This window comes from Burkholderia crassaminum, from assembly GCF_964265005.1.
In the GTDB taxonomy this organism is placed as follows: Bacteria; Pseudomonadota; Gammaproteobacteria; order Burkholderiales; family Burkholderiaceae; genus Burkholderia.
The window spans coordinates 3573707-3594738 of sequence record NZ_OZ183800.1; the positions used below are offsets into that span (position 1 = coordinate 3573707).

At 63.3% G+C, this 21032-nt stretch carries 22 protein-coding genes; 12 read left to right on the top strand and 10 right to left on the bottom strand.

The features are described from left to right. Window positions 1-143 precede the first annotated feature (143 nt). Complete coding sequence (locus tag ACPTTF_RS33140; protein WP_157379588.1) at window positions 144-569, bottom strand: helix-turn-helix domain-containing protein; 426 nt, start codon at window positions 567-569, stop codon at window positions 144-146. Between the two features lie 541 nt (window positions 570-1110). Between ACPTTF_RS33140 and ACPTTF_RS33145 the strand changes: the two genes are divergently transcribed. After that, entirely contained in the window at window positions 1111-1395 is a 285-nt protein-coding gene (locus ACPTTF_RS33145) for an MbcA/ParS/Xre antitoxin family protein (protein WP_172847423.1), read from the top strand. A gap of 199 nt (window positions 1396-1594) precedes the next feature. Here the strand turns inward: ACPTTF_RS33145 and ACPTTF_RS33150 are convergent, their stop codons facing one another. The 3 genes from ACPTTF_RS33150 to ACPTTF_RS33160 are packed head-to-tail and all read right to left on the bottom strand — an operon-like array spanning window position 1595 to window position 5610. Then, window positions 1595-4192, bottom strand: a complete 2598-nt coding sequence (locus tag ACPTTF_RS33150; RefSeq protein ID WP_423369822.1) for a S8 family peptidase — start codon at window positions 4190-4192, stop codon at window positions 1595-1597. Between the two features lie 16 nt (window positions 4193-4208). Continuing rightward, the gene (locus tag ACPTTF_RS33155; RefSeq protein WP_172847427.1) at window positions 4209-5183 is read right to left on the bottom strand and encodes an AAA family ATPase; all 975 of its coding nucleotides are present in this window, start codon (window positions 5181-5183) and stop codon (window positions 4209-4211) included. A 46-nt stretch (window positions 5184-5229) separates the two neighbouring features. Next, the gene (locus ACPTTF_RS33160) at window positions 5230-5610 is read right to left on the bottom strand and encodes a helix-turn-helix domain-containing protein (RefSeq protein WP_082729745.1); all 381 of its coding nucleotides are present in this window, start codon (window positions 5608-5610) and stop codon (window positions 5230-5232) included. A gap of 463 nt (window positions 5611-6073) precedes the next feature. Here ACPTTF_RS33160 and ACPTTF_RS33165 point away from each other — a divergent pair, with 463 nt between their 5' ends. The 3 genes from ACPTTF_RS33165 (at window position 6074) to ACPTTF_RS33175 (ending at window position 8039) form a co-directional block, all read left to right on the top strand. Then, window positions 6074-6787 carry a PadR family transcriptional regulator gene (locus ACPTTF_RS33165; RefSeq protein ID WP_423369823.1) on the top strand — a complete coding sequence of 238 codons (714 nt, stop codon included), beginning with the start codon at window positions 6074-6076 and terminating at the stop codon, window positions 6785-6787. 38 nt (window positions 6788-6825) lie between these two features. Next, a complete protein-coding gene (locus tag ACPTTF_RS33170) occupies window positions 6826-7647 on the top strand; it encodes a siderophore-interacting protein (protein WP_423369824.1) in 822 nt (273 codons plus the stop codon). A gap of 167 nt (window positions 7648-7814) precedes the next feature. After that, on the top strand, window positions 7815-8039 hold the full coding sequence (locus ACPTTF_RS33175) for a hypothetical protein (RefSeq protein WP_166955750.1): 225 nt from the start codon (window positions 7815-7817) through the stop codon (window positions 8037-8039). A gap of 26 nt (window positions 8040-8065) precedes the next feature. On the opposite strand, the gene ACPTTF_RS33180 is transcribed toward ACPTTF_RS33175, so the two are convergent. Continuing rightward, window positions 8066-8647, bottom strand: a complete 582-nt coding sequence (locus ACPTTF_RS33180; RefSeq protein ID WP_423369825.1) for an undecaprenyl-diphosphatase — start codon at window positions 8645-8647, stop codon at window positions 8066-8068. A 445-nt stretch (window positions 8648-9092) separates the two neighbouring features. Here ACPTTF_RS33180 and ACPTTF_RS33185 point away from each other — a divergent pair, with 445 nt between their 5' ends. From ACPTTF_RS33185 to ACPTTF_RS33200, 4 genes are read left to right on the top strand one after another with little or no spacing between them, the layout of a single operon-like run. After that, window positions 9093-9833 (top strand): acetoacetate decarboxylase, encoded by a 741-nt coding sequence (locus ACPTTF_RS33185; protein ID WP_059238261.1) that lies wholly within the window; start codon window positions 9093-9095, stop codon window positions 9831-9833. A gap of 52 nt (window positions 9834-9885) precedes the next feature. Then, entirely contained in the window at window positions 9886-10671 is a 786-nt protein-coding gene (locus ACPTTF_RS33190) for a 3-hydroxybutyrate dehydrogenase (protein WP_166955754.1), read from the top strand. Beyond that, complete coding sequence (locus ACPTTF_RS33195) at window positions 10668-11885, top strand: patatin-like phospholipase family protein (RefSeq protein WP_166955755.1); 1218 nt, start codon at window positions 10668-10670, stop codon at window positions 11883-11885. Before ACPTTF_RS33190 ends, ACPTTF_RS33195 begins: the two co-directional genes overlap by 4 nt. Before the next feature lie 60 nt (window positions 11886-11945). Further along, window positions 11946-12410 (top strand): hypothetical protein, encoded by a 465-nt coding sequence (locus ACPTTF_RS33200; protein ID WP_174974402.1) that lies wholly within the window; start codon window positions 11946-11948, stop codon window positions 12408-12410. Window positions 12411-12485: 75 nt separating this feature from the next. On the opposite strand, the gene ACPTTF_RS33205 is transcribed toward ACPTTF_RS33200, so the two are convergent. After that, a complete protein-coding gene (locus ACPTTF_RS33205; RefSeq protein ID WP_423369826.1) occupies window positions 12486-13370 on the bottom strand; it encodes a LysR family transcriptional regulator in 885 nt (294 codons plus the stop codon). Between the two features lie 120 nt (window positions 13371-13490). Here ACPTTF_RS33205 and argC point away from each other — a divergent pair, with 120 nt between their 5' ends. Beyond that, a complete protein-coding gene (gene argC / locus ACPTTF_RS33210; protein ID WP_423369827.1) occupies window positions 13491-14429 on the top strand; it encodes an N-acetyl-gamma-glutamyl-phosphate reductase in 939 nt (312 codons plus the stop codon). A 159-nt stretch (window positions 14430-14588) separates the two neighbouring features. Here argC and ACPTTF_RS33215 read toward each other — a convergent pair whose 3' ends face one another. Continuing rightward, a complete protein-coding gene (locus ACPTTF_RS33215) occupies window positions 14589-15512 on the bottom strand; it encodes a LysR substrate-binding domain-containing protein (RefSeq protein ID WP_423369828.1) in 924 nt (307 codons plus the stop codon). Window positions 15513-15629: 117 nt separating this feature from the next. Here ACPTTF_RS33215 and ACPTTF_RS33220 point away from each other — a divergent pair, with 117 nt between their 5' ends. After that, window positions 15630-16715 carry a tartrate dehydrogenase gene (locus ACPTTF_RS33220; RefSeq protein WP_423369829.1) on the top strand — a complete coding sequence of 362 codons (1086 nt, stop codon included), beginning with the start codon at window positions 15630-15632 and terminating at the stop codon, window positions 16713-16715. 491 nt (window positions 16716-17206) lie between these two features. Here ACPTTF_RS33220 and ACPTTF_RS33225 read toward each other — a convergent pair whose 3' ends face one another. Both ACPTTF_RS33225 and ACPTTF_RS33230 read right to left on the bottom strand, forming a co-directional pair. Further along, window positions 17207-17686 carry a DUF1348 family protein gene (locus ACPTTF_RS33225; RefSeq protein WP_166955760.1) on the bottom strand — a complete coding sequence of 160 codons (480 nt, stop codon included), beginning with the start codon at window positions 17684-17686 and terminating at the stop codon, window positions 17207-17209. Window positions 17687-17749: 63 nt separating this feature from the next. Further along, window positions 17750-18355, bottom strand: coding sequence for a TetR/AcrR family transcriptional regulator (locus ACPTTF_RS33230; protein WP_423369830.1), 606 nt, complete (start codon window positions 18353-18355; stop codon window positions 17750-17752). A gap of 181 nt (window positions 18356-18536) precedes the next feature. Here ACPTTF_RS33230 and ACPTTF_RS33235 point away from each other — a divergent pair, with 181 nt between their 5' ends. Further along, window positions 18537-19175 carry a GNAT family N-acetyltransferase gene (locus ACPTTF_RS33235; protein ID WP_423369831.1) on the top strand — a complete coding sequence of 213 codons (639 nt, stop codon included), beginning with the start codon at window positions 18537-18539 and terminating at the stop codon, window positions 19173-19175. After that, a complete protein-coding gene (locus ACPTTF_RS33240) occupies window positions 19172-19588 on the top strand; it encodes a hypothetical protein (RefSeq protein ID WP_423369832.1) in 417 nt (138 codons plus the stop codon). The genes ACPTTF_RS33235 and ACPTTF_RS33240 overlap by 4 nt, the downstream gene beginning before the upstream one ends. Window positions 19589-19999: 411 nt before the next feature. Here ACPTTF_RS33240 and tdh read toward each other — a convergent pair whose 3' ends face one another. Next, window positions 20000-21028 (bottom strand): L-threonine 3-dehydrogenase, encoded by a 1029-nt coding sequence (tdh, locus tag ACPTTF_RS33245; protein ID WP_047902093.1) that lies wholly within the window; start codon window positions 21026-21028, stop codon window positions 20000-20002. Between the last annotated feature and the right edge of the window lie 4 nt (window positions 21029-21032).

Here is a 21032-nt window from a genome sequence, read left to right on the forward strand (position 1 = left end):
CGTGCTACGCGTGGTCGATGGATACAAACGGAAGGGAAGAAGGCTTGACGATTTGGATCATCTGGACGAAACTACCGGCGTCAACTAGTGGTGCGTCCAGCCCACACAAGAAGCGGGGCAAGCCTTTGGGTTTGTCTCGCTTTTTACATTTTGGCGTCCTCCTTGCCTCTTCTGACCACGCGACCAACAATTGGTCGCTCCACCTCCTGGCTCATTCCACTTCGCATTGCGATGACATCGCGAATCACGCGCACTTGCGCATCGGTCAGCCTGTCCAGGTCGTGCCAAAGCTCGCTGCAGAGACGATATACGTCGGCAGACGCCGTATGAGGAATCGTGAAGTGTCGTTGCGAGAGCAACAGGGCATCGTGCAGACTTGCGTGTTCGTCTTCCGTAAGCCGCAGACACGCTGACAGCCTGTCAACGATAGCCGGCGAAGGAGGGCCCTTCGTGCCGAGCTCAAGGGCCGAGACGTAGCTTTGCTCAAGCGCCATGGCAACTGCCAGATCCTTCTGACGGATGCCATAGCGAAGTCTGAGTGCGCGCAGTCGTTCGGAAAAGGGGCTCACCTGGTTAACTCATGAAAGGAGTTCTTAGCACCGAGCGATGTTATGGCGACTCCGCGCAAGAAGTCAAAAGGACGGCTTTGATTTTAGGGAGCTTTTTGTACTTCGCATGCGATGCAATAGGATAATTACAGAGACACGGACGCGCGCTGAAAACGCCACCCACCAAGGGATTCGTCGATTTCAGCGCGAGTTAGAATGTTTCTTCTGGAACAAAACCCCGAGCGGATATCTGAGCTCCGGTCAGCAATACAGCTCTTTGCAACGACTGGGGATCGTTTCGATCTAAGCTCGGCAACCAGCCACCAATGTGCCTACTCTCCGTCCGCAACAACCCGCAAACCTCACCTCTCGGAAGAAATGCTCTTCTCGCCGCCGGCACACAATTTCGACCGAGCAGTCTCATCTCTCGGTCATCCTCGAGCCTAGGAATTCGACCAAATTAGCAACATAATTCTCAGCACGACGAAAAATGAAGCTACACGCGATGGGCTTCGACAGGTGACGTCTTTGTCAGCCGAGAAAATTCAAGCATGAGGTGCACATGTACAGCATCAATGAAACCTTCGGTGCAGAATTTCCGTCCGTTGGTCCGAATTCAGACATCCCATCAACCGTGATCGACATGCTTACTGCGCTTGTGCAAAAGATGGTCGATGAATCCGGGAATCCTAATGACTTTGACTCACGCGCGTGGATGCTTGACTGGATTCACTCCCCGATTCCTGCTCTTGGTGGGAGACGGCCGACAGACTACCTTCACACACCCGATGGAATTGATCTAATTTCGAGGATGCTAGTGAGCGGACAAATGGGTGCCTACTGGTAAATCAATTCGGCCTATGGCGCCACGAGTTCGTTCGGTTCGACGTCTGACGACCGGGTCAACGATCACGTCAGAGGCTGTCCACAGATCGCATCTCTCGCTCCAGCCCGAGCGACGCCGACAGGTTGGTCGCACGAAACCGCTCGCGCAGCAGGTACGACTGCAGCCTGCACACCAGGTAGCGGGCCTTGCTCCCGAGGGGCTACTCTGCTGCAGGCCGAATACCAATCGGCGGTTTGATTCGAGCGCGAATCTCTTGGTACACCGGAATTCCCGAGTCAACCGCGACCTCCAAGGAAATACATAGCGCGAATCGGACGTTGCCGACGAGGTCGCCAGCATCAGCGGCACAGTTCACCTTGCACTCGAATCGATCGCCATCTATGAATGCTACGGCGTCCTCGCCCTCCAATATCTCGTGCTGTACCGTTCCTCGCAAGGCCGTCTTATCGTGAACGCTGTTGGTTCTCTTGATACGCAGTTGTTCCTGAGGTGGCGTGATCCATAGCTTCGCTCGCCGATACCCCTGATGCGCGCAGTTAATGGGCGACATCCAGGCTAGCGTCACAGTCAGCCTCCGCCACGCCTTCTTACCAGCCAAGGTCGGCGGTAGTGGTGCCGAGAAAACAAACGCTTTCTCGGCTTCCAGTTCACCCACACCGAGCAATGTCGCGCGCTCGGCCGCGCAAGCAATAGATCGTTCGATATCGACAATCCCATAGCCGAGCCAGCGAGTGACGTAGTCCTTCTGGGCAACTCGCCGCGTATTGTGGTCCGCAATAGTTGCCAGCTCGGGCCGTTCAGCCAGCAGCCGATCTGGCCAATCACCCCATTGCGCCCCATGTACCAGCATTGCTTTAAGCAGCACTGCGTCGTAATTCTGGCCGGGCGCATCATCCGCCTCAGCGCGAAGGGCCTCAAGCACCTCATATGCTTGCGCAGCAGCCCGACTTGCGAGAGCTGCGGCGTTGCTCGTTCCCCTAGTATAGGCGGTGTCGGTTATCGTTCCCCCCTGAACCGGCGGCATCGCCACACGGTGTCCCGGCGCAGCACCGGCAGTAACGACGTCCAAAGTACTTGCCACGGGATCGGGTAGCATCCTGGCCCGATAGAGTACGCGTCCGCCAGGCATCAAGATGTCTGGTTTGACCGCACGCCTGAACCCGTGGCCAATCCTGGACAAGGGACTTAGTCCCCCCAGAGAAAATAAGTCATATCGATCCGGAACCACTGGATGCGTCGAGCGATCCGCATGCAGTGCTCCAACCGTCAGGATATTCATCGCTTCAGCGGGCGTTAGCAAGCGGCGCGCGGCATCCTCCTTAGTCATAGCCGTAAAGGCTAGGGATGCGCGCTGCTCCGCAGTTAGGCCAGCAAGCGCGTTAGAAGCAACTTCCAAACTCAACGGTCGCATATCGTTGCCGGCGCTAACGATAAAGAGCACGGAATATTTGACGGACAACCAGTCGAGGAGCCGAGCCCAAGGCGACATCTCGCGCTCGAACAAGCGCGAATCATCACCAATCGACAGGTTGATCACCCGCACCGACGGCGCCACCGGATCCCCCCCTGCGTCGCCTTCGAAGATGCGCTTGACAGCACGGTGAATCAAGTCAACAAGCAGTATGTCATCCGGCGTGGACTCCCGGCGTCGCGCGTTGAAACCATCGTTCTGGTCCGGACGCAGAACTGGTCGAACATAAAGCGGCCTATTCAGCGGCAATGACTGTCCGTCGAGTTCACCATTCAGGATCAGTGAAGCCATCGCCGTGCCGTGAACGCGATCCTTGACCTCGTATTGGTCTTCCCATCCATCGGGATCGTCTATCAGCAGGCGTCCTTGGATCTGATGGTGGTTCTGCAATGGCAACCCGTCCAGCAACGCGACAACAGGCGCCTTATCTGCAACCTCCGCTACTCCCTCGCCTGCCATCACCTCTAGCTCATTCGCACCATCGGTCACCGACTGCGCCTTGGGCCGGAAAAACATAATGCGATCCGACAGCACTAGTTCGGGAGTTTCGCCGTTCAACACCCTCGCCACCGCTGCCGCAGGAAGTACCACCAGAAACCCGTGGTAAGCAATCTCCGCTATCGACGCCGAACGCAGTATCTGCCCTCCTAGCCCCTGTACGAGCGCGGCGATTTCCGCCCGTGTTGCCTCGTTCTTGGCAGCGGATGCAAAATGCCATGCCTCGATTTCGAACCTGATCGTCTGTTGGCCTGCGTCGAGGCAATCCTGCCAGTACGCGCGAACGTCCACATCTATGCGATCGGCCACGCTCCAGTAGCGGATGTTACGCAGGTGGCCGAAGACGGTTCTGAATCTGTTTAGCCCCAGTTCAAACTTCGCACTGGGGTCAGCTTGGTAGCGATTCCAGAGTGTGAGTAGCTGAGTTAGAGCCTGCTGATTACTGGACAACAAGAACAGTCTTCCGCCGAAGGCTTTTCCTTCCCTGTCTTCGACAAAGAAATCTTCGTCCGGCGCAATCTGATCTTCCGCCCACTCTACCAACCACTCGAACCCCGGAACCTTCGCAACCGCGTTGGCAAAGTCCTTTACCTCCCCCGCGATCTCCAGCACCAAGACAAGCTCGGGGTTTTCCAGCGGAGCCACTTGCTGCAACTTGAGACGCTTCGCGTCGAAAGCCTGTTGCAGCACGTTGAGTTGCGGCGCAATGCGTACCCGCTGCCTCGCTATGTCAGGAACGTGGATGGAGCCACCGCCCCCTCCGAGAGAATTTCGATCAGCCGGAGTGGGCTGGGGAAAGACAAGAAGAGGGTAGTTTTCCGTGGCCATCCGCCAGATCGCCTTATTATGGATTTACGCTAAAGCGAGCTTGCCATTGTTTTAGCCTCGACGCCACAATGGACTTCAAATTCGAAGTTGGCAGCGACAAAATATACCGGCGCTGCACATCTTCGCAGAACTGCTCTAATTCAGAGAAGCTGTTGACATCGATTTTCGATGCGAGCGTCTTCGCGGAGAAGCCCAATGGCGAATCAAACTTGGCCTGAAACCGCAAGAACCACTCTTCCTTCTGCGCTAAAGTCGGCGCAGGCAGGGATAAGCGAAGCTGGAAACGTCGCCACACAGCACGATCCAGCAGCTCGGCATGGTTGGTTGCCGTAACCACCACTACATGACTCGGCAAGGCATCAATTTGCAGCAGTAGCGAACTGACAACGCGCTTGATCTCACCGGTCTCATGGACGTCACCGCGCTCTTTGCCGAGAGTGTCGAATTCGTCGAAGAACAAAACGCACTGATGGGTACGCACGAAATCGAAGAGGCGTTTGAGCCTCCCGCTTGTCTCGCCCAGAAAGCTGCCGATAACAGCTTCGTAGCGGACAACAAAAAGCGGTACGAGCAGCTGTGCCGCGATCGCCTCGGCCAGAGAGGTTTTGCCATTGCCAGGCGGTCCGGACAAGAGGACTCGATGCCTCGGCTCAAGTCCATAGGATCGCAGCAGGTCCTTGCGATGCTGCTCTTCCACGAGTTCCCGGCACGCCTCCAGCGCCGGAGCATCGAGGAACAGCGATTCCAGTGTCCGACGAGGGTCCACTTCATATAGAAGCCCGCCATGACCACCGTCAAACGAACGCACGACCTCGGCCGGACGCGATTTGGCTCCAGCTGCGCGAAGATTAGCTTCCAGTTTGTCGGCCAACTGATGATGACGCTTGGCGCGCTCTTCCGCAGCCATTGCCTCGACAGTGGTCCGTAGGAGCTGTTGGTCTCCCTGGCTACCAGCCTTGACGAGGTTGACTATGAGGTCCGCTCGGGACATTTCTCTACCTCTCGGATCACAAACTCAATGTACTTGATAACAATATTCAGGCTGTCACACGAATCGCAGGATCGCCTGTCTCGTGGTGCGGCTTGACCACGATCTCCACTTGCTGGCCCATCGCGAGAAGTGCCTGCAACAAGCGCTCCAAAGATATTCCATGGAGCTTGTAGTTCCTGATCGCCGACACCCTGGGCTGGGACATTCCCAGCAGCTGGGCAGCGGCACTTTGACTTAGCCGGCGTTCGCCCAACAGGGCGTTGAGTTTCGATGCCAAAGCCATCTTGGCTGAATCGGCATCGAAATCATCGCCTGACAGTATCTCATCGTTGACAGCATTCCCATTGTCGGCTTCCGTTGCATGAGGCCGTCTTCGGCGACGCGTGTTCGTGCTGCGTGATCGCTGGTCTTGGTGGCTGGTTGGCATCGCGGCGTCTCGTCTTACCTTGCGCGGGTCGATTATACCAAAATTGGTATAAACGCTACTCGTTACTCTATAACGAGCGGCATGTCAGACCACTACACACGAATTCACCTCGGTTTCATTGCCGCAACTCCCTCCTGCTGACGCGCTCAAGATCGCCCACCAGGAACGCCCGCGTGTCTGCGAACGTGACCGCACCACCCGGTGCCGCCGCCGTCGGGAACGATGCGCGTCGGGTGTCTGATCAGACCGACCAGACAAAAACGTTGGGAGTCTCAATGAAAACTATTTGATTTCTACATCAATAGCTTTGATCAAATACTGCAAAAAAGGCCACCTTTTTTGCCAACCTACATTTGCCAACCCCCCCTCACCCCACCCACCATCCAACCCCAATAAATCCCCTTGACGACCTATCTTTCGATATATATCTTTAGATATGTTTTTCGACATATAGGACACGATCATGCGACACAACCCTTCCCGCGGCCATGCCCGATGCGACGGTCATGGTGCGCATGCCCGCCCTGACTGGTTCGCCGGTCTCTGGTACGCGATCGGCCGTCACCGTCGCGGCCACGATCCGTTTGGCGGCGGCGGCCCGTTCGGTGGCCGTGGCGGGCGCGGCGGCTTTGGCGATTTCGGTGACGATGGCATGCCCCGCGGCCGCCAGTTCAGCTCCGACGATCTCCAACTGCTGTTGCTGGCGCTCGTCGCCGAGCAACCGAGCCATGGCTACGAGCTGATCAAGGCGCTCGACACGCGTTCGAACGGTTTCTACAGCCCGAGCCCCGGGATGGTTTATCCGGCGCTCACGTATCTCGAAGAAGTCGGCTTCGTCGCATCGCAGGCGGAAGGCAACCGCAAGCGCTATGCACTGACCGACGCCGGCCGCGCGCATCTCGACGCCCAGCGCGAACGGGTCGACACGCTGTTCGCACGCCTCACGCACCTCGCACGCAAGATGGAGTTCATGCGCCGTGCGTTCGCCGGGGAATCGGCGGGCAACGAAACGCAGGACGAAGCGCAAGCAGGCTGGCTGCCGGAGTTCGTCGAGGCACGCGTCGCGCTCAAGCGCGCGCTGCTGCACAAGAGCGCCGCCGGCCCCGACGAACAGCGCCGCATCGCGGCCATCATGCGCCGCGCGACGGCCGAAATCGAAGGCGGCACCGGCGCGTAATCCGCGCCGCCCCGTCAAAACCCCAGGAGAACGGATTGATGCAGAACACATCCGAGCGCACCGTCACCCGCGTGCGCCACACCCTCAAGTTCCGCTTGCTGCAGGTCCTGCGCGTGCACGCCGTGACGCCGCACCTGCTGCGCGTCACGCTCGGCGGCCCCGATCTCGCGGATTTCGAATCCGCGTCGTTCGACGATCACGTGAAAGTATTTTTCCCGCCGCCCGGCGCAGAACGGCCCGCGATGCCGACGCTCGGCGCGAACGGTCCCGAGTTTCCGGAAGGCGAACCGAAGCCGGTCGCGCGCGACTTCACGCCGCGCCGCTTCGACCGCGCCGCCCGCGAACTCGATCTGGAATTCGTGCTGAACCACCCGGGCCCTGCGTCGCAGTGGGCCGCACAGGCACGCGTCGGCCAATGGCTCGGCATCGGCGGCCCGCGCGGTTCGTTCGTCGTCCCGACCGGTTTCGACTGGCACCTGCTGATCGGCGACGATACGGCGCTGCCGGCGGTCGCGCGGCGTCTCGAGGAATTGCCGGCCGGTGCGCGCGTGGCCGTCGTGCTGGAAGTCGCGGATCGCACCGCACAGATCGCGTTCGACACGCACGCCGACGTGCATGAAATCTGGCGCTTCCGTGCCGAAGCCGACGCGGCGGACGGCGACCTGCTGCTGAATGCCGTGCGCGACCTGCCGCTGCCGCCGTCAGGCGACGGCTACGTGTGGGCGGCGGGCGAAGCGCTGTCGATGCGCGCGGTACGCCAGCACCTGACCGGCGAGCGCGGCGTCGACAAATCGCGCATCCGCGCGGCGGCCTACTGGAAGCGCGGCGCGGCGGCCGTGCACGAAACGCTGGAAGACTGAAGGAGGCGGGTACCCGGCAAAGGGGTACCCGGTTGACCGGCGGCCGACACAATCGTGGCGTCGGCGCACCAGCGGGCTTGGCACCGCTATCGCGGCTGGTATATATCTGTGGGTGCGACGCCGCTGTCGGGCGACAGCCGCCGCAGCCCGCCCAGGAGCGCCCGGTCATGACAAAAGAAAGCCACGCTTCGCCTTTCGTTCGCAACCTGAAGATCGCCGGCTATTGCGGCCTGGCCGCGGTGGTACTCGCGCTGTTCGTCGCGATGTGCGCGATCCTGAAGGAAAGCGCACTCGACCGCGACGCCGCGCAACACCCGGCCGATACCCCCGAACTGCACGATGCGGGCGGCGGGCCGTCTGCATCGGCTGAATCGGCCAAGACACCCGGCTGACGTCGTCCTGCCCGATCTCCTGCCGCTCACGGCGCGTGCCGGCGCCCCATCACGACTGCATGCACCGAATCGCCGAGCCGTTCGAGCAGCGCGATCACGCGTTGTCCGTACAGGTGCGCGGCCAGCGCGCCGGCCGTGCCGACCAGCACGCCGCCCGCCATGTCGAACGGCCAGTGCACGCCCGCATAGATACGTCCCCATGCAATCGCCACGGCCATCGCGGCCATCACGAACCCGGTGAGCCGGGTCGTGCCGCCGAGCATCAGCCCGGCTGCCATGCTCCACGCGAACGTCATGTGATCGCTCGGAAACGAGCTGTCCGGCGCGTGCGGAATCAGTTGCGTGCCGACGCCGGCCATGAACGGGCGCGGCGAGAACCAGAAATGTCCGATGACCTGCGCGAGCGCGAGCGCCACGCACACGCCGACGCCGGCTTCGATCGCCTGGCGCCGCGTCGGGCGCGCGCCGAAGATCCAGGTCAGCAGCAGCATCGCGGGCAACGCATAGACGAGCCAGTCGGCGGCGAAGATGGCGAGGCGGGCGACGCCCGGCTGCGGCGCAACCCCGGCGTTGATGGCGGAAAAGAGGGTGAGATTGAGGGTCTGCATGAATCCGGTTGCGTGGGGCGTAAAAAAAGTCGGCCGGTTGCCCGGCCTGATACGAACGATGCTAGGGCGCAGCCGCTTAAGCGATGCTTAATGCGGCGGCCGCATGCGGCGAAGGCCACCGCGGCGAACGCACTTAGAGCCTGCACCGCAGCACAAGTTCACACAATTGTCATATTCCCGCGCGACCGTTTCCCGGAAAGGCTCACCTGACGTCCCGTAAAGACTCACCTTTTTCACATCGTGACGTCATCGACGCGTGCGAACATCGGGACGCCGGGTGCCGTCCAGACCGTTTGCGTCATTCATCTCAATATTTACGCCGCGAATTCTACGAAATCGGCAACAATTAATTCCAAATGCGGCATCGCACAACGGCAACGCACAGGCATAGGATTACGAGCTTACGAGCACTCACCCACGAAGCGATCAACAACAAGGAGTCCGCATGAAACCCAGCGATGTCCGATCGAAAGCGTTTGCGATGCCGTTGACCAGCCCTGCCTTCCCGATGGGCCCTTACCGTTTCGTCGATCGTGAGTTCCTGATCATCACGTATCGCACCGATCCGGACCGTCTCCGCGAAATCGTCCCCGAGCCGCTGCAGGTTACCGAGCCGCTCGTTCATTACGAATTCATTCGCATGGCCGATTCGACCGGCTTCGGCGATTACACCGAAAGCGGCCAGGTGATTCCCGTCGAATACAACGGCCAGCCGGGCGGCTATACGCTCGCGATGTATCTCGACGATCACCCGCCGATCGCCGGCGGCCGCGAACTGTGGGGCTTCCCGAAGAAGCTCGCGTCGCCCACGCTGCACGTGAACACCGACCACCTGCTCGGCACGCTCGACTACGGCAAGGTGCGCGTCGCGACCGGCACGATGGGCTACAAGCACAAGGAACTCGACATCGACGAGCAGACGAAGCGTCTCGCCGGTCCCAATTTCCTGCTGAAGATCATCCCGCACGTCGACGGCACCGCGCGCGTGTGCGAACTGGTGCGCTACTACATGCAGGACATCAAGATGAAGGGCGCGTGGACGGGCCCCGCATCGCTCGAGCTGGCGCCGCACGCGCTCGCGCCCGTGGCCGACCTGCCCGTGCTCGAAATCGTCGAAGCCCGCCACCTGGTCGCAGATTTGACACTGGGCCTCGGCGAAGTCGTCTACGATTACCTGGCTCAGTAACACGTCCGCAGTCCTTTCTCCCTGTCAATCCTTTCACCACGGGAATTCGAACATGAGCAACCTGAATGGCAAGACCGCAGTCGTCACGGGCGCCGCGAGCGGCATCGGCAAGGAAATCGCACTCGAACTCGCGAAGGCGGGCGCGGCCGTCGCGATCGCCGACCTGAACCAGGACGGCGCGAACGCCGTTGCCGACGAGATCGTCAAGGCGGGCGGCAAGGCGATCGGCGTCGCGATGGACGTGACGAACGAGGAAGCAGTGAACAGCGGCATCGACAAGGTGGCCGAAACGTTCGGCTCGGTCGACATCCTCGTGTCGAACGCGGGCATCCAGATCGTCAACCCGATCGAGAACTATTCGTTCTCCGACTGGAAGAAGATGCAGGCGATCCACGTCGACGGCGCGTTCCTGACGACCAAGGCCGCGCTCAAGCACATGTACAAGGACGATCGCGGCGGTGTGGTGATCTACATGGGTTCGGTGCATTCGCACGAAGCGTCGCCGCTGAAGTCGGCATACGTGACGGCCAAGCACGGGCTGCTCGGCCTGGCGCGCGTGCTGGCGAAGGAAGGCGCGAAGCACAACGTGCGCTCGCACGTCGTGTGTCCGGGTTTCGTGCGCACGCCGCTGGTGGACAAGCAGATCCCGGAGCAGGCGAAGGAGCTCGGGATCAGCGAAGACGAAGTGGTGAAGAAGGTGATGCTCGGCAATACGGTCGACGGTGTGTTCACGACCGTTCAGGACGTCGCGCAGACGGTGCTGTTCCTGTCGGCATTCCCGAGCGCCGCGCTCACGGGCCAGTCGTTCATCGTCAGCCACGGCTGGTTCATGCAATGAAGCCGCACGCCCGCACCGAAAAGCAGGCCGTCGATGCGGCGGACCTGCATCACGAAGCCGGCGCACCGGCCCCCGCGCGCACGCTGCCGTACGAAACGATCGCGCTCGTCCTGCAAGGCGGGGGCGCGCTCGGCGCGTATCAGGCCGGCGTGTTTGAAGGGCTGCACGAAGCGGGCGTTCCGCTCGACTGGATCGCGGGCATCTCGATCGGCGCGCTCAACACCGCGCTGATCGCGGGCAATGCGCCTGAGCATCGCGTCGAGCGGCTGCGCGAGTTCTGGGAAACGATCTGCAAGCCGGCGTTCTTCCCGACGGTTCCGGCCGCATTCGAGTTCGCGCTGTTCAACAGCATCGACCAGGTCCGCACGTTCTTCACCGCGTCGCAGGCCGCGAGCGCGATGATGCAGGGCCAGCAGGGCTTCTTCGTGCCGCGTTTCCCGCCGCCGCTGCCGGGCGTGTCGGATCACCCGGAGAAAATCAGCTGGTACGACACGTCGCAATTGCGCGCGACGCTGCTGAAGCTGTGCGATTTCGACCGGATCAATTCGGGCGAAACGCGCGTGTCGGTCGGCGCGGTCAACGTCGGCACCGGCAACTTCGTGTACTTCGACAACTCGCGCATCCGTCTCGCGCCCGAGCATTTCATGGCGTCCGGCGCGCTGCCGCCCGCGTTCCCGCCGGTCGAGATCGACGGCGAGTACTACTGGGACGGCGGTGTCGTGTCGAACACGCCGCTGATGGAGGTGCTCCGCGCACGGCCGCGCCGCGACACGCTCGCGTTCCAGGTCGACCTGTGGAGCGCGCGCGGGCCGCTGCCGCGGACAATGGCCGACGTCGCCGAGCGCACGAAGGACGTGCAGTATTCGAGCCGCACGCGTTTCGTGACCGACACGCTGCAGCGCGAGCAGCGCTATCGCAACGTGCTGCGCCACGTGCTCGAGCAGGTGCCGGAAGAGCAGCGCAAGGCGGATCCCTGGTGCGTCGAGGCCGATGCGATGTCGTCCAGCAAGAAGTACAACATCCAGCACCTGATCTACCAGCAGAAGGCGTACGAGCATCACTACAAGGACTATCAGTTCGGTCTGTCGACGATGCGTGACCACTGGTCCGCGGGTCTCGACGACATCCGCAAGACGCTCGCAGTCAAGGACGGCCTCGCGCTGCCCAACAACGACTCGGGCTTCGTGACGCACGACATTCACCGCAAACGGTAATGACGTGCGCGACGGATCGGCGCGATGCATGCGCCGGTCCGTCCTCTTCTCCGATCAGACATGCCGATTTTCATTGCACTGTTCGCGCTCATCGCTGCCGGATGGGGCGCGGTTCACCTGTTTCACGTCATCGCCGCGCAGTTCGGCCAGCCGGTCGCGATCGCGGCCGCCGTGCTCGCCGCCGCGATCCTGATCGCGCTGGTCGCCTGGTGGATCAAGCGCCGCCGCGACATCGCGCCGAATACGAAAGAAGACGGCTGGACCCACGTCGTGCATCGCGCGTGGGGCGAGCTGCGCGTGTCCGCGACGCAGGGGCTGCTGTGGCTGTCGCACGACGGCGCGGACGGCCGCTATACGCTGTCGCAACTCGACGGCTGCCAGGCCGCGCCGATCGGCGGCCGCTGGCATCTCGTCGTGCGCGTGCGCGATGCCGTGCGCAGCGAATGGAAGCTGCCGATGATGGACAAACGCGATGCGCAACGCTGGGCGCGCGTGCTGACGCTCGCGAAGGACAACCGGCTTTAAAGCGCCATGCCGCGGATGTGCAGATGCGGCCGGCACGAACGACCGGCCGCACCGACGTTCCCGCATGCCGGCGCGCTATCGCGCCTTCAGCGCCCACAACGCATCGAGTACGTGCTGTGTCGCCCGCTCGACCGGCTCCGCCCGATGGGCGATACCCAGTTCACGCCACAACGCCGGACGCAACGCCCGCATGACGATGCGTGCATCGGGTAGCGGGGCACCCGCCTCGTGCGGCAGCAGCGTCGCGCCGTAACCCGCGGCGACCAGGCTCTTGATCGCATCGTTGTAGTTGAGTTCGATCCGCGGCTCCGGCCGGTGGCCGCCGAGCGCGAACCATTCCGTCGTCAGCCGTGACAGGCGGGTGGTTGCATCGTTGAGAATCAGCGGGCGGGCGGCCAGATACCCGGGCGTCACGCGCGCCGGAAGCGGCCAGTCCGCCGGCAGAAACGCCATCACCGGATCACGCCGCCACGCGCGGATCGATAGTCCTGCAACCGCTGTCTGCGGCAGCGCTACCAGGCCGATATCGAGCGTGCCCTGCGCAATGCGCGCCAGCGTGTCGTGCGACGTGAGCACCGCGATCTGGACGTCGATGTCCGGATGCTGCTCGCGCAAGCGGGCCACCGCCTGCGGCAACAGGTGCGCGATCGCCCCGGTCGATGCGCCGAGGCGTACGCGTCCGGTCAACCCCTGCACCTGCCGCTGCACATCGTCCAGCGTGGACTCGACCTCGGCCAGCAAGCGGCGCGCCCGCTCGACCAGCACTTCACCTATGGGCGACGGCCGCACGTTTCCACGCGTACGGGACAGCAACGGCGCGCCAATGCGGCTTTCCAGCTCGGCAACGTGAAGGCTGACGGTCGGTGGCGCAAGGTGAAGCAGTTGCGCCGCGGCGAAAAAGGACCCTTGGTCCGCGATGGCGACCAGCGTGCGCAGGCGGTCCAGGCTGATCTCCCGCATTCCCTACCTCTCGTTCAAGAAAACTGAATCTGGCGGTCATTAAATTCAACTTTTCCTATTCTAGGCGTTCGGCGGACGATACGGCTTTCCCGACGACCGAATCGAAGGAACGCGACCACCATGAGCCAGCCCACTGTCTACATCGACGGCGATCAAGGCACGACCGGATTGCTGATCCACGAACGCCTGCGCGGGCGCACCGACTTGCGGCTCGTCACGCTGCCGGATGCCGAGCGCAAGGATCCCGTGCGGCGCGCCGAAGCGATCAACGCAGCCGACATCGCGATCCTGTGCCTGCCCGACGCGGCCGCGCGCGAAGCGGTCGGCTTCATCCGGAATCCGGCGGTACGCGTGATCGACGCGAGTTCAGCCCATCGCACGCAGCCGGAATGGGTCTACGGCTTCCCCGAGATGGCCGACGGGCACGCGCAGACGATTGCGCACGCGCGACGTGTCACCAATCCGGGCTGCTACCCGACCGGCGCGATCGGGCTGCTGCGGCCGCTGCAACAGGCCGGCCTGTTGCCGCGCGACTACCCGGTGAGCATTCATGCCGTCTCCGGCTACTCGGGCGGCGGGCGGGCTGCCGTCGACGCATTCGAGTCGGACGGCGCTTCACACGCGAAACCGCTGCAGATCTACGGCCTCGCCCTCGCGCACAAGCATCCGCCCGAGATCCAGCTGCATGCCGGTCTTGCGCACCGCCCAATGTTCGTGCCAGCGTACGGTGCCTATCGGCAAGGCATCGTGCTCACCGTGCCGATCGAGTTGCGCCTGCTCCCTGCCGGCGTGACCGGTGAGCAGCTGCATGCGTGTCTCGCGCACCATTACGCCGGCGCACGTCACGTCGACGTCACCCCGCTCGCCGAGACGCAAACGATCACGCATCTCGATCCGCAAGCGCTGAACGGCACCAATGACCTGCGGCTCGGCGTGTTCGTCAATGCCGATCACGGCCAGGTGCTGCTGTCCGCCGTGTTCGACAATCTCGGCAAAGGGGCATCCGGCGCAGCGGTGCAGAATCTCGACCTGATGCTCGGCGCGGCAAAAGCGGCGTAAGCCGCGTGCGGGCGCGAGCGTCGGCCGGCCCGGCACATCGCGACCGCGATGCGCGGGTGCCCGTTCGACGCGACCGGTTCGCGACGCGGTTGCGAGCCGGAAACGAGACCTGCCGATGCTGCGCGCATGCCCCCCGTAAAAGCTCACCTTTAGCCGGTTTCAGGCCGTATCGTCACCCGCTGCGGCATTCAAACCGGCCAGCGCTTCCACCAGAAAATCCACGCATACGCGCACTTTCGCCGACGCCGCGACGCGTTCCGGATACACGGCCCAGATGTTCGCGGGCTGGATCGCGTCCGGCAGCACGCGACACAGCGCACCGCGTCCGATCAGCGGCGCGGCTTCCCAGATCGAACGCAACACGATGCCGCGCCCGGCCAATGCCCATTGCACGGCCACCTCGCCATGGTTCGTCGACAGCGCGCCGCCGACCTTCACCGTGGCCGTTTCGCCGCGCACGTTCAGCCGCCACACGCCGAACGGGTGATCGCGCTCCTTGATGGCAAGACAGTCGTGCGACGCGAGATCCGCGAGCGAGCGCGGTGACCCGCGCCGTGCGAGATAGTCGGGCGATGCACACAGCACGCGGTAATTCGCGGCGAGGCGGCGCGCGATCAGGTGATCGGCGATCTCGTCGCCGATGCGCACGTCGAGGTCGTAGCCTTCGCCCGCGACGTCGACGAGCCGGTCGAACAGATCGAGCCGCACGTTCAGTTGCGGATAGCGCGCGGTGAAGTCGAGCAGCGTCGGCGCGACGATGTGCCGGCCGAAGCCGAAGCTGCTCGAAATGCGCAGCGTGCCGCGCGGCACCGTGCGCGTGGTCGACACGTCCTCGACGAGATGATCGACGTCGTCGAGGATCTTCTCGGCGCGCGCGAACACGCGTTCGCCGGCTTCCGTGACCGTCACGCGGCGCGTCGAGCGATGCAGCAGGCGCGTGCCGAGCTGCGCCTCGAGCAACGCGATGCGCTTGCTGACATAGGCGGGCGACACCGCGAGCTGCTCGGCGGCCGCGCTGAAGCTGGTCAGGCGGACGACCAGGCTGAACACGCGCAGGTCGTCGAGATTCGGCGATTTGTTCACGATTCGTGGAAAGTCGATTAACCTTTCGCGCGATTTTAATCCGGATGGAAATAACTAGAATGACGTGACGCGCCGCTGCCTCTCCCCGCGGCCGGCCCACCAGCCAAGGAGCTTTGCATGACCGACAGGACGTACAGAATTGCCGTGATCCCCGGTGACGGCATCGGCCGTGAAGTGATGCCCGAGGGCCTGCGCGCACTCGATGCCGTGACCGCGCGCTTCAGGATCCGCTTCGACTTCGTCCAGATCGACTGGGCGAGCTGCGACTACTACACGCAGCACGGCAAGATGATGCCGGACGACTGGAAGGCGCAGTTGTCGGGCATGGACGCGATCCTGTTCGGCGCGGTCGGCTGGCCCGCGACGGTGCCCGATCACATTTCGCTGTGGGGCTCGCTGCTGAAATTCCGCCGCGAGTTCGACCAGTACATCAACCTGCGGCCCGCACGCCTGTTCGACGGTGTGCCGTCGCCGCTCGCCGGCCGCCGCGCGGGCGACATCGACTTCATGATCGTGCGCGAGAACACCGAGGGCGAGTATTCGTCGGTCGGCGGCACGATGTTCGAAGGCACCGATCGCGAGATCGTCATGCAGCAGTCGATCTTCACGCGTCACGGCACCGAGCGCGTGCTGAAATTCGCGTTCGACCTCGCGCAGCGGCGCGCGAAGCGCCTCACCGTCGCGACGAAGAGCAACGGCATCGCGATCAGCATGCCGTGGTGGGACGCGCGCGCGGCCGAAATGGCCGAACGCTATCCCGACATCGTCGTCGACAAGCAGCACATCGACATCCTGTGCGCGCGTTTCGTGCTGCAGCCGGACCGCTTCGACGTCGTCGTTGCGTCGAACCTGTTCGGCGACATCCTGTCGGATCTCGGGCCCGCCTGTACGGGCACGATCGGCATCGCGCCATCGGCCAACCTGAACCCCGACCGCACGTTTCCGTCGCTGTTCGAGCCCGTGCACGGCTCCGCGCCCGACATCGCGGGGCAATACATCGCGAATCCGGTCGCGATGATCTGGTCGGCGGCCTTGATGCTCGACTTCCTCGGCAACGGCGCAGGCCGCGAACGCGAAGCGCACGATGCGATCGTCGCCGCGATCGAGGACGTGCTGCGCACGGGGCCGCATACGCGCGATCTCGGCGGCAACGCGGGGACGCAGGAAGTGGGCGAGGCGATCGCCGCGCGAATCGCGGGCTGACGATCACGCCCGGCGCAATCGCACGCGCCGGGCAGTGTCGGCACGAATCGGGGTGCGGTGTGCAGCACGCCATGCGTTGGCGCACGCGTGCGAATTCCTGCGCCTGCCTGGTGAAATCGACCGGTGAGCAACGCCGCATCGCAACGCGCACGGCTCGCGCGATCCGTCGTCGACGTCGACACGATCGGTGAGTTGTACGTCACGCGCGAGCACACCGATCGTCAACCCGCCACCGGCCCCGATCGATCGGTGAGATGCATCACGCGGTGAAGCACACCGTTGCATACCGATACGCGCATCACGAGATCCCGATGCGTATGGCACGTCCGCGTTGCCCGGTACGATGCCGCGTCGAACGGCTCGAAGCACACCGTCCGACGCGACATTTCACCTGGTCCCGAAAAATCTCACCTTCAGCGCATCGACTCCCGAATTTCCTCACCGTTGAAGCCCGGTGATGCGTTCGACGATCCATCGAGTCGACGTGCGCGTCACAGCCCGAGATCGGACAGCCCGGGATGATCGTCCGGACGACGACCGAGCGGCCAGTGATAGAGACGGTCCTGCTCGCGAATCGGCAGGTCGTTGATGCTCGCGTGACGATGCGCCATCAGGCCGTTTTCGTCGAACTCCCAGTTTTCGTTGCCGTACGAACGGAACCAGTTGCCGGCGTCGTCGTGCCATTCGTATGCAAAGCGCACTGCAATGCGATTGCCGTCGAACGCCCACAACTCCTTGATCAGCCGGTAGTCGAGCTCGCGCGTCCACTTGCGCTGCAGCAGCCCGACGATTGCGTCGCGGCCGGTCACGAATTCCGCACGGTTGCGCCATCGGCTTTGCGGCGTATAGGCAAGCGACACGCGCTGCGGATCGCGCGTGTTCCACCCGTCCTCGGCGGCGCGCACCTTCTGGCGCGCCGTTTCGAGCGTGAAGGGCGGAACGGGCGGACGGACTTCAGGGGATGCGGACATGGATTGCTCCTGTTCAGGTTCTGGCCACGGACGACCGCGGCCGGTTCGGATTCGCTGCGTCGACTATCGTGATACCGCGTCGAGCAGCAGTTCGGCCGTCGCGCGCGCATCGCGCGCGGCGTTTGCATCGCCGCTGACGAGCGCCACGCCGATTGCGCCGTCGATCAGCACGAGCCACTGACGCGCGATGCGTGCGAGGCCGCGGCGCTCGATGCCGGTTTCGTCGGCATACGCATCGAACCGCTCACGCACGAACGCCAGCAAGCGCGCCTTGTGCGCGCGTGCGACGACGCGCACGGGATCGTCGGCATCGGGAATCTCGCCCGATGCGTTCAGGAACGCACAGCCGTGAAAGTCGGGCTGCCCAAACCAGTCGCGCAGCACGTCGAACATGCCGAGCAACTGCACACGCGGTGCCTTGCCGCGCGCCAGCGTGGCGTCGACGAACCAGCGCATCCAGCGCTCGTCGCGACGTTCGAGCGCGGCCACCACCAGCGCCTCTTTCGATTCGAAATGCGAATAAAAGCTCTTTCGTGCCGTGCCGGATCGCTTGACGATCGCATCGACACCGGTTGCATGGATGCCACCCGAGTAGATCAGCGCTTCGGCTGCATCGAGCAGCCGGTCGCGAACGCCCGGTTCGCCGGAAGGGTCGTGATGTGTGTTCATGGGTTTACGGTAGAACGATCGTTCTCCCCCGTCAACACCCGCATGAAAAAGCCCTGTCGACGAGAGGGCTGAATCGCGACCTGGCCGCGGGACGCGGCCGCCGCGTTTACGACATTTTTTCTTGAAGCGGACGCGCGACGCTCACTACACTTCGGGCACCCTGTCTGGGCGAAAGGACATCATGCAGCGACCGGAAACCGCGCGCCCCGCGCGCGCCTATGCAGCTTATGCCAAGCGGCTCGATGGCCGCGTCGTGGTGCGGCGCTTCGACCCGCGCAACGATTCGTACGACACGTTGACTGCGCTGCTGCATCGCGCCTTCGCACCGCTCGGCGCACTGGGCTTCAATTGCCCGTGCGTCGATCAGCCGGCCTCGGCGACGCGCGAACGCGTGCTCACCGGCGAGTGCTTCGTTGCGCTCGGCAACGCGCACCTGGTCGCGACGATGACGATGCGTTCGCACGATCCCGATTCCCGCTGCGATCCTTATCGCAGCCGGCACGTCGCGACGCTCGGCCAGCTGGCCGTCGATCCCGTCTGGCAGGATCGCGGCATCGGCCGTTCGCTGCTCGCATTCGCGCAACGGCGGGCCGCCGCGTGCGGCGCGACACACCTGGCGCTCGACGCCCCGTACGCGGCGGTCCGGCTCATCGATTTCTATCGTCGCGAGGGATTTCAACCGGTCGACGTGATGCGCTTTCCGGGACACAACTACGACAGCACGATCCTGTGCAAATCCGTCAGCGTCATGAACAGTCGCATCGTTGCTGGCGATTCGACTCAGATCGACGTTGCGCGACATGCCGGTGCCGCGTCGTGAAACACGAAATGCCGAAGCGCGAAGGCGACGACGATCGCACCCGGCTCGCCGTCCGGCAGACACGCGTGCGCGCGGCGCTGCGGCTGCGCGGCGTGTTGAAGCTGACGGTCCTCACGATCGCGATCGCGCACGCGCTGGCATTTGCGTTCGAAAGCCTGCTGGTCGTGGCCGGCTTCGCGCCGGACGCCGCAGCAGTGCTGCTGTTCCGTTTCGTGACCTGCGCGCTCGTCAGCTTCTGGCTGCAAGCGGATGCGTTGCGCGCGTATCAATACGCGGCCCAACACGGGTTCGTCATCGCGCCCGGCGCGCACGGCGGCCCGGTCGACGTTGCGCCGCAGTGTCCGAAGCGCTGGCTCGTCGTGTTGAGTCTTCAGCTCGACCCACGAGGGTTGAACGGTGAGCGGATCAAGTAGCCGCTAGCGCACCGAGCGACGTCGAATGATGTCGATCGCTTCACGCATGGGTGAGTCGCAACGAGGCGCGTAGGCTCACGGTTGAAGCCGCGGTTCGGCACGGCATCGCATGAGGCGCATCGCGAATGATCACGCGGCAGGGTAAGCAGGGAAGTGCCTGGAAGAGGGGGAGCAGGTGCCAGGCGGCGGGATGGCGTGATGGCGGGACGACGGGAAGCTAGGCGACTACCGACAGGTGAAGTAAACGTGCGATTGCAGGTCACCGATGTGCGATCGCATCGCGATTCGGCGCGCAAACACAGCTCCCGAATAATCTCACCTTGAGCCCGGATTCGCGCGTTTCGGCCTCGAAAACGCAGACGTAAACGAAAGCGGGGCAGGCGGCGAACACGCCGCACTGCCCCGCGACACTCAGGCCGTCCAGTCGAGAATCACCTTGCCGCTCTCGCCTGACAGCATCGCGGCGAAGCCTTTCTCGTAATCGTCGGCCGCGAAGCGATGCGTGATGATCGGCGACAGGTCGAGGCCGCTCTGCAGCATCGCGACCATCTTGTACCAGGTCTCGAACATCTCGCGGCCGTAGATGCCCTTGATCTCGAGCCCCTTGAAGATCACCTGGTTCCAGTCGATCGCCGTCTGCGCGGGCGGAATGCCGAGCAGCGCGACCTTGCCGCCGTGGTTCATTGCCTCGAGCATGCTCGTGAACGCGCTCGGCACGCCCGACATTTCGAGGCCGACGTCGAAGCCTTCGGTCATGTGCAGGTCGGCCATCACGTCGCGCAACGACTCGCGTGCGACGTTGACCGCGCGCGTCGCGCCCATCTTGCGCGCGAGCTCGAGCCGGTAGTCGTTGATGTCGGTGATCACGACGTTGCGCGCGCCGACGTGCTTCGCGATCGCGACGGCCATGATGCCGATCGGGCCCGCGCCGGTGATCAGCACGTCCTCGCCGACGAGGTTGAACGACAGCGCCGTGTGCGTCGCGTTGCCGAACGGATCGAAGATCGACGCGAGATCGTCGGAGATCTCGGGCGGGATCTTGAACGCGTTGAATGCCGGAATCGCCAGATACTCGGCGAACGCACCTTCGCGGTTCACGCCGACGCCGACCGTGTTGCGGCACAGGTGCCGGCGCCCCGCGCGACAGTTGCGGCAGAAACCGCACGTGATGTGGCCTTCGCCGGACACGCGATCGCCGATCGCGAAGCCGCGCACTTCCTGCCCCATCTCGACGATCTCGCCGACATATTCGTGACCGACGTGCATCGGTACGGGAATCGTCTTCTGCGCCCAGTCGTCCCACTTCCAGATATGGATGTCGGTGCCGCAGATCGCCGTGCGGCGGATCTTGATCAGCACGTCGTTGTGGCCGACTTCTGGACGCTTCACGCGCGTGAGCGTGAGGCCGGGGCCGCGTTCGAGCTTTGCCAGTGCTTTCATGGTC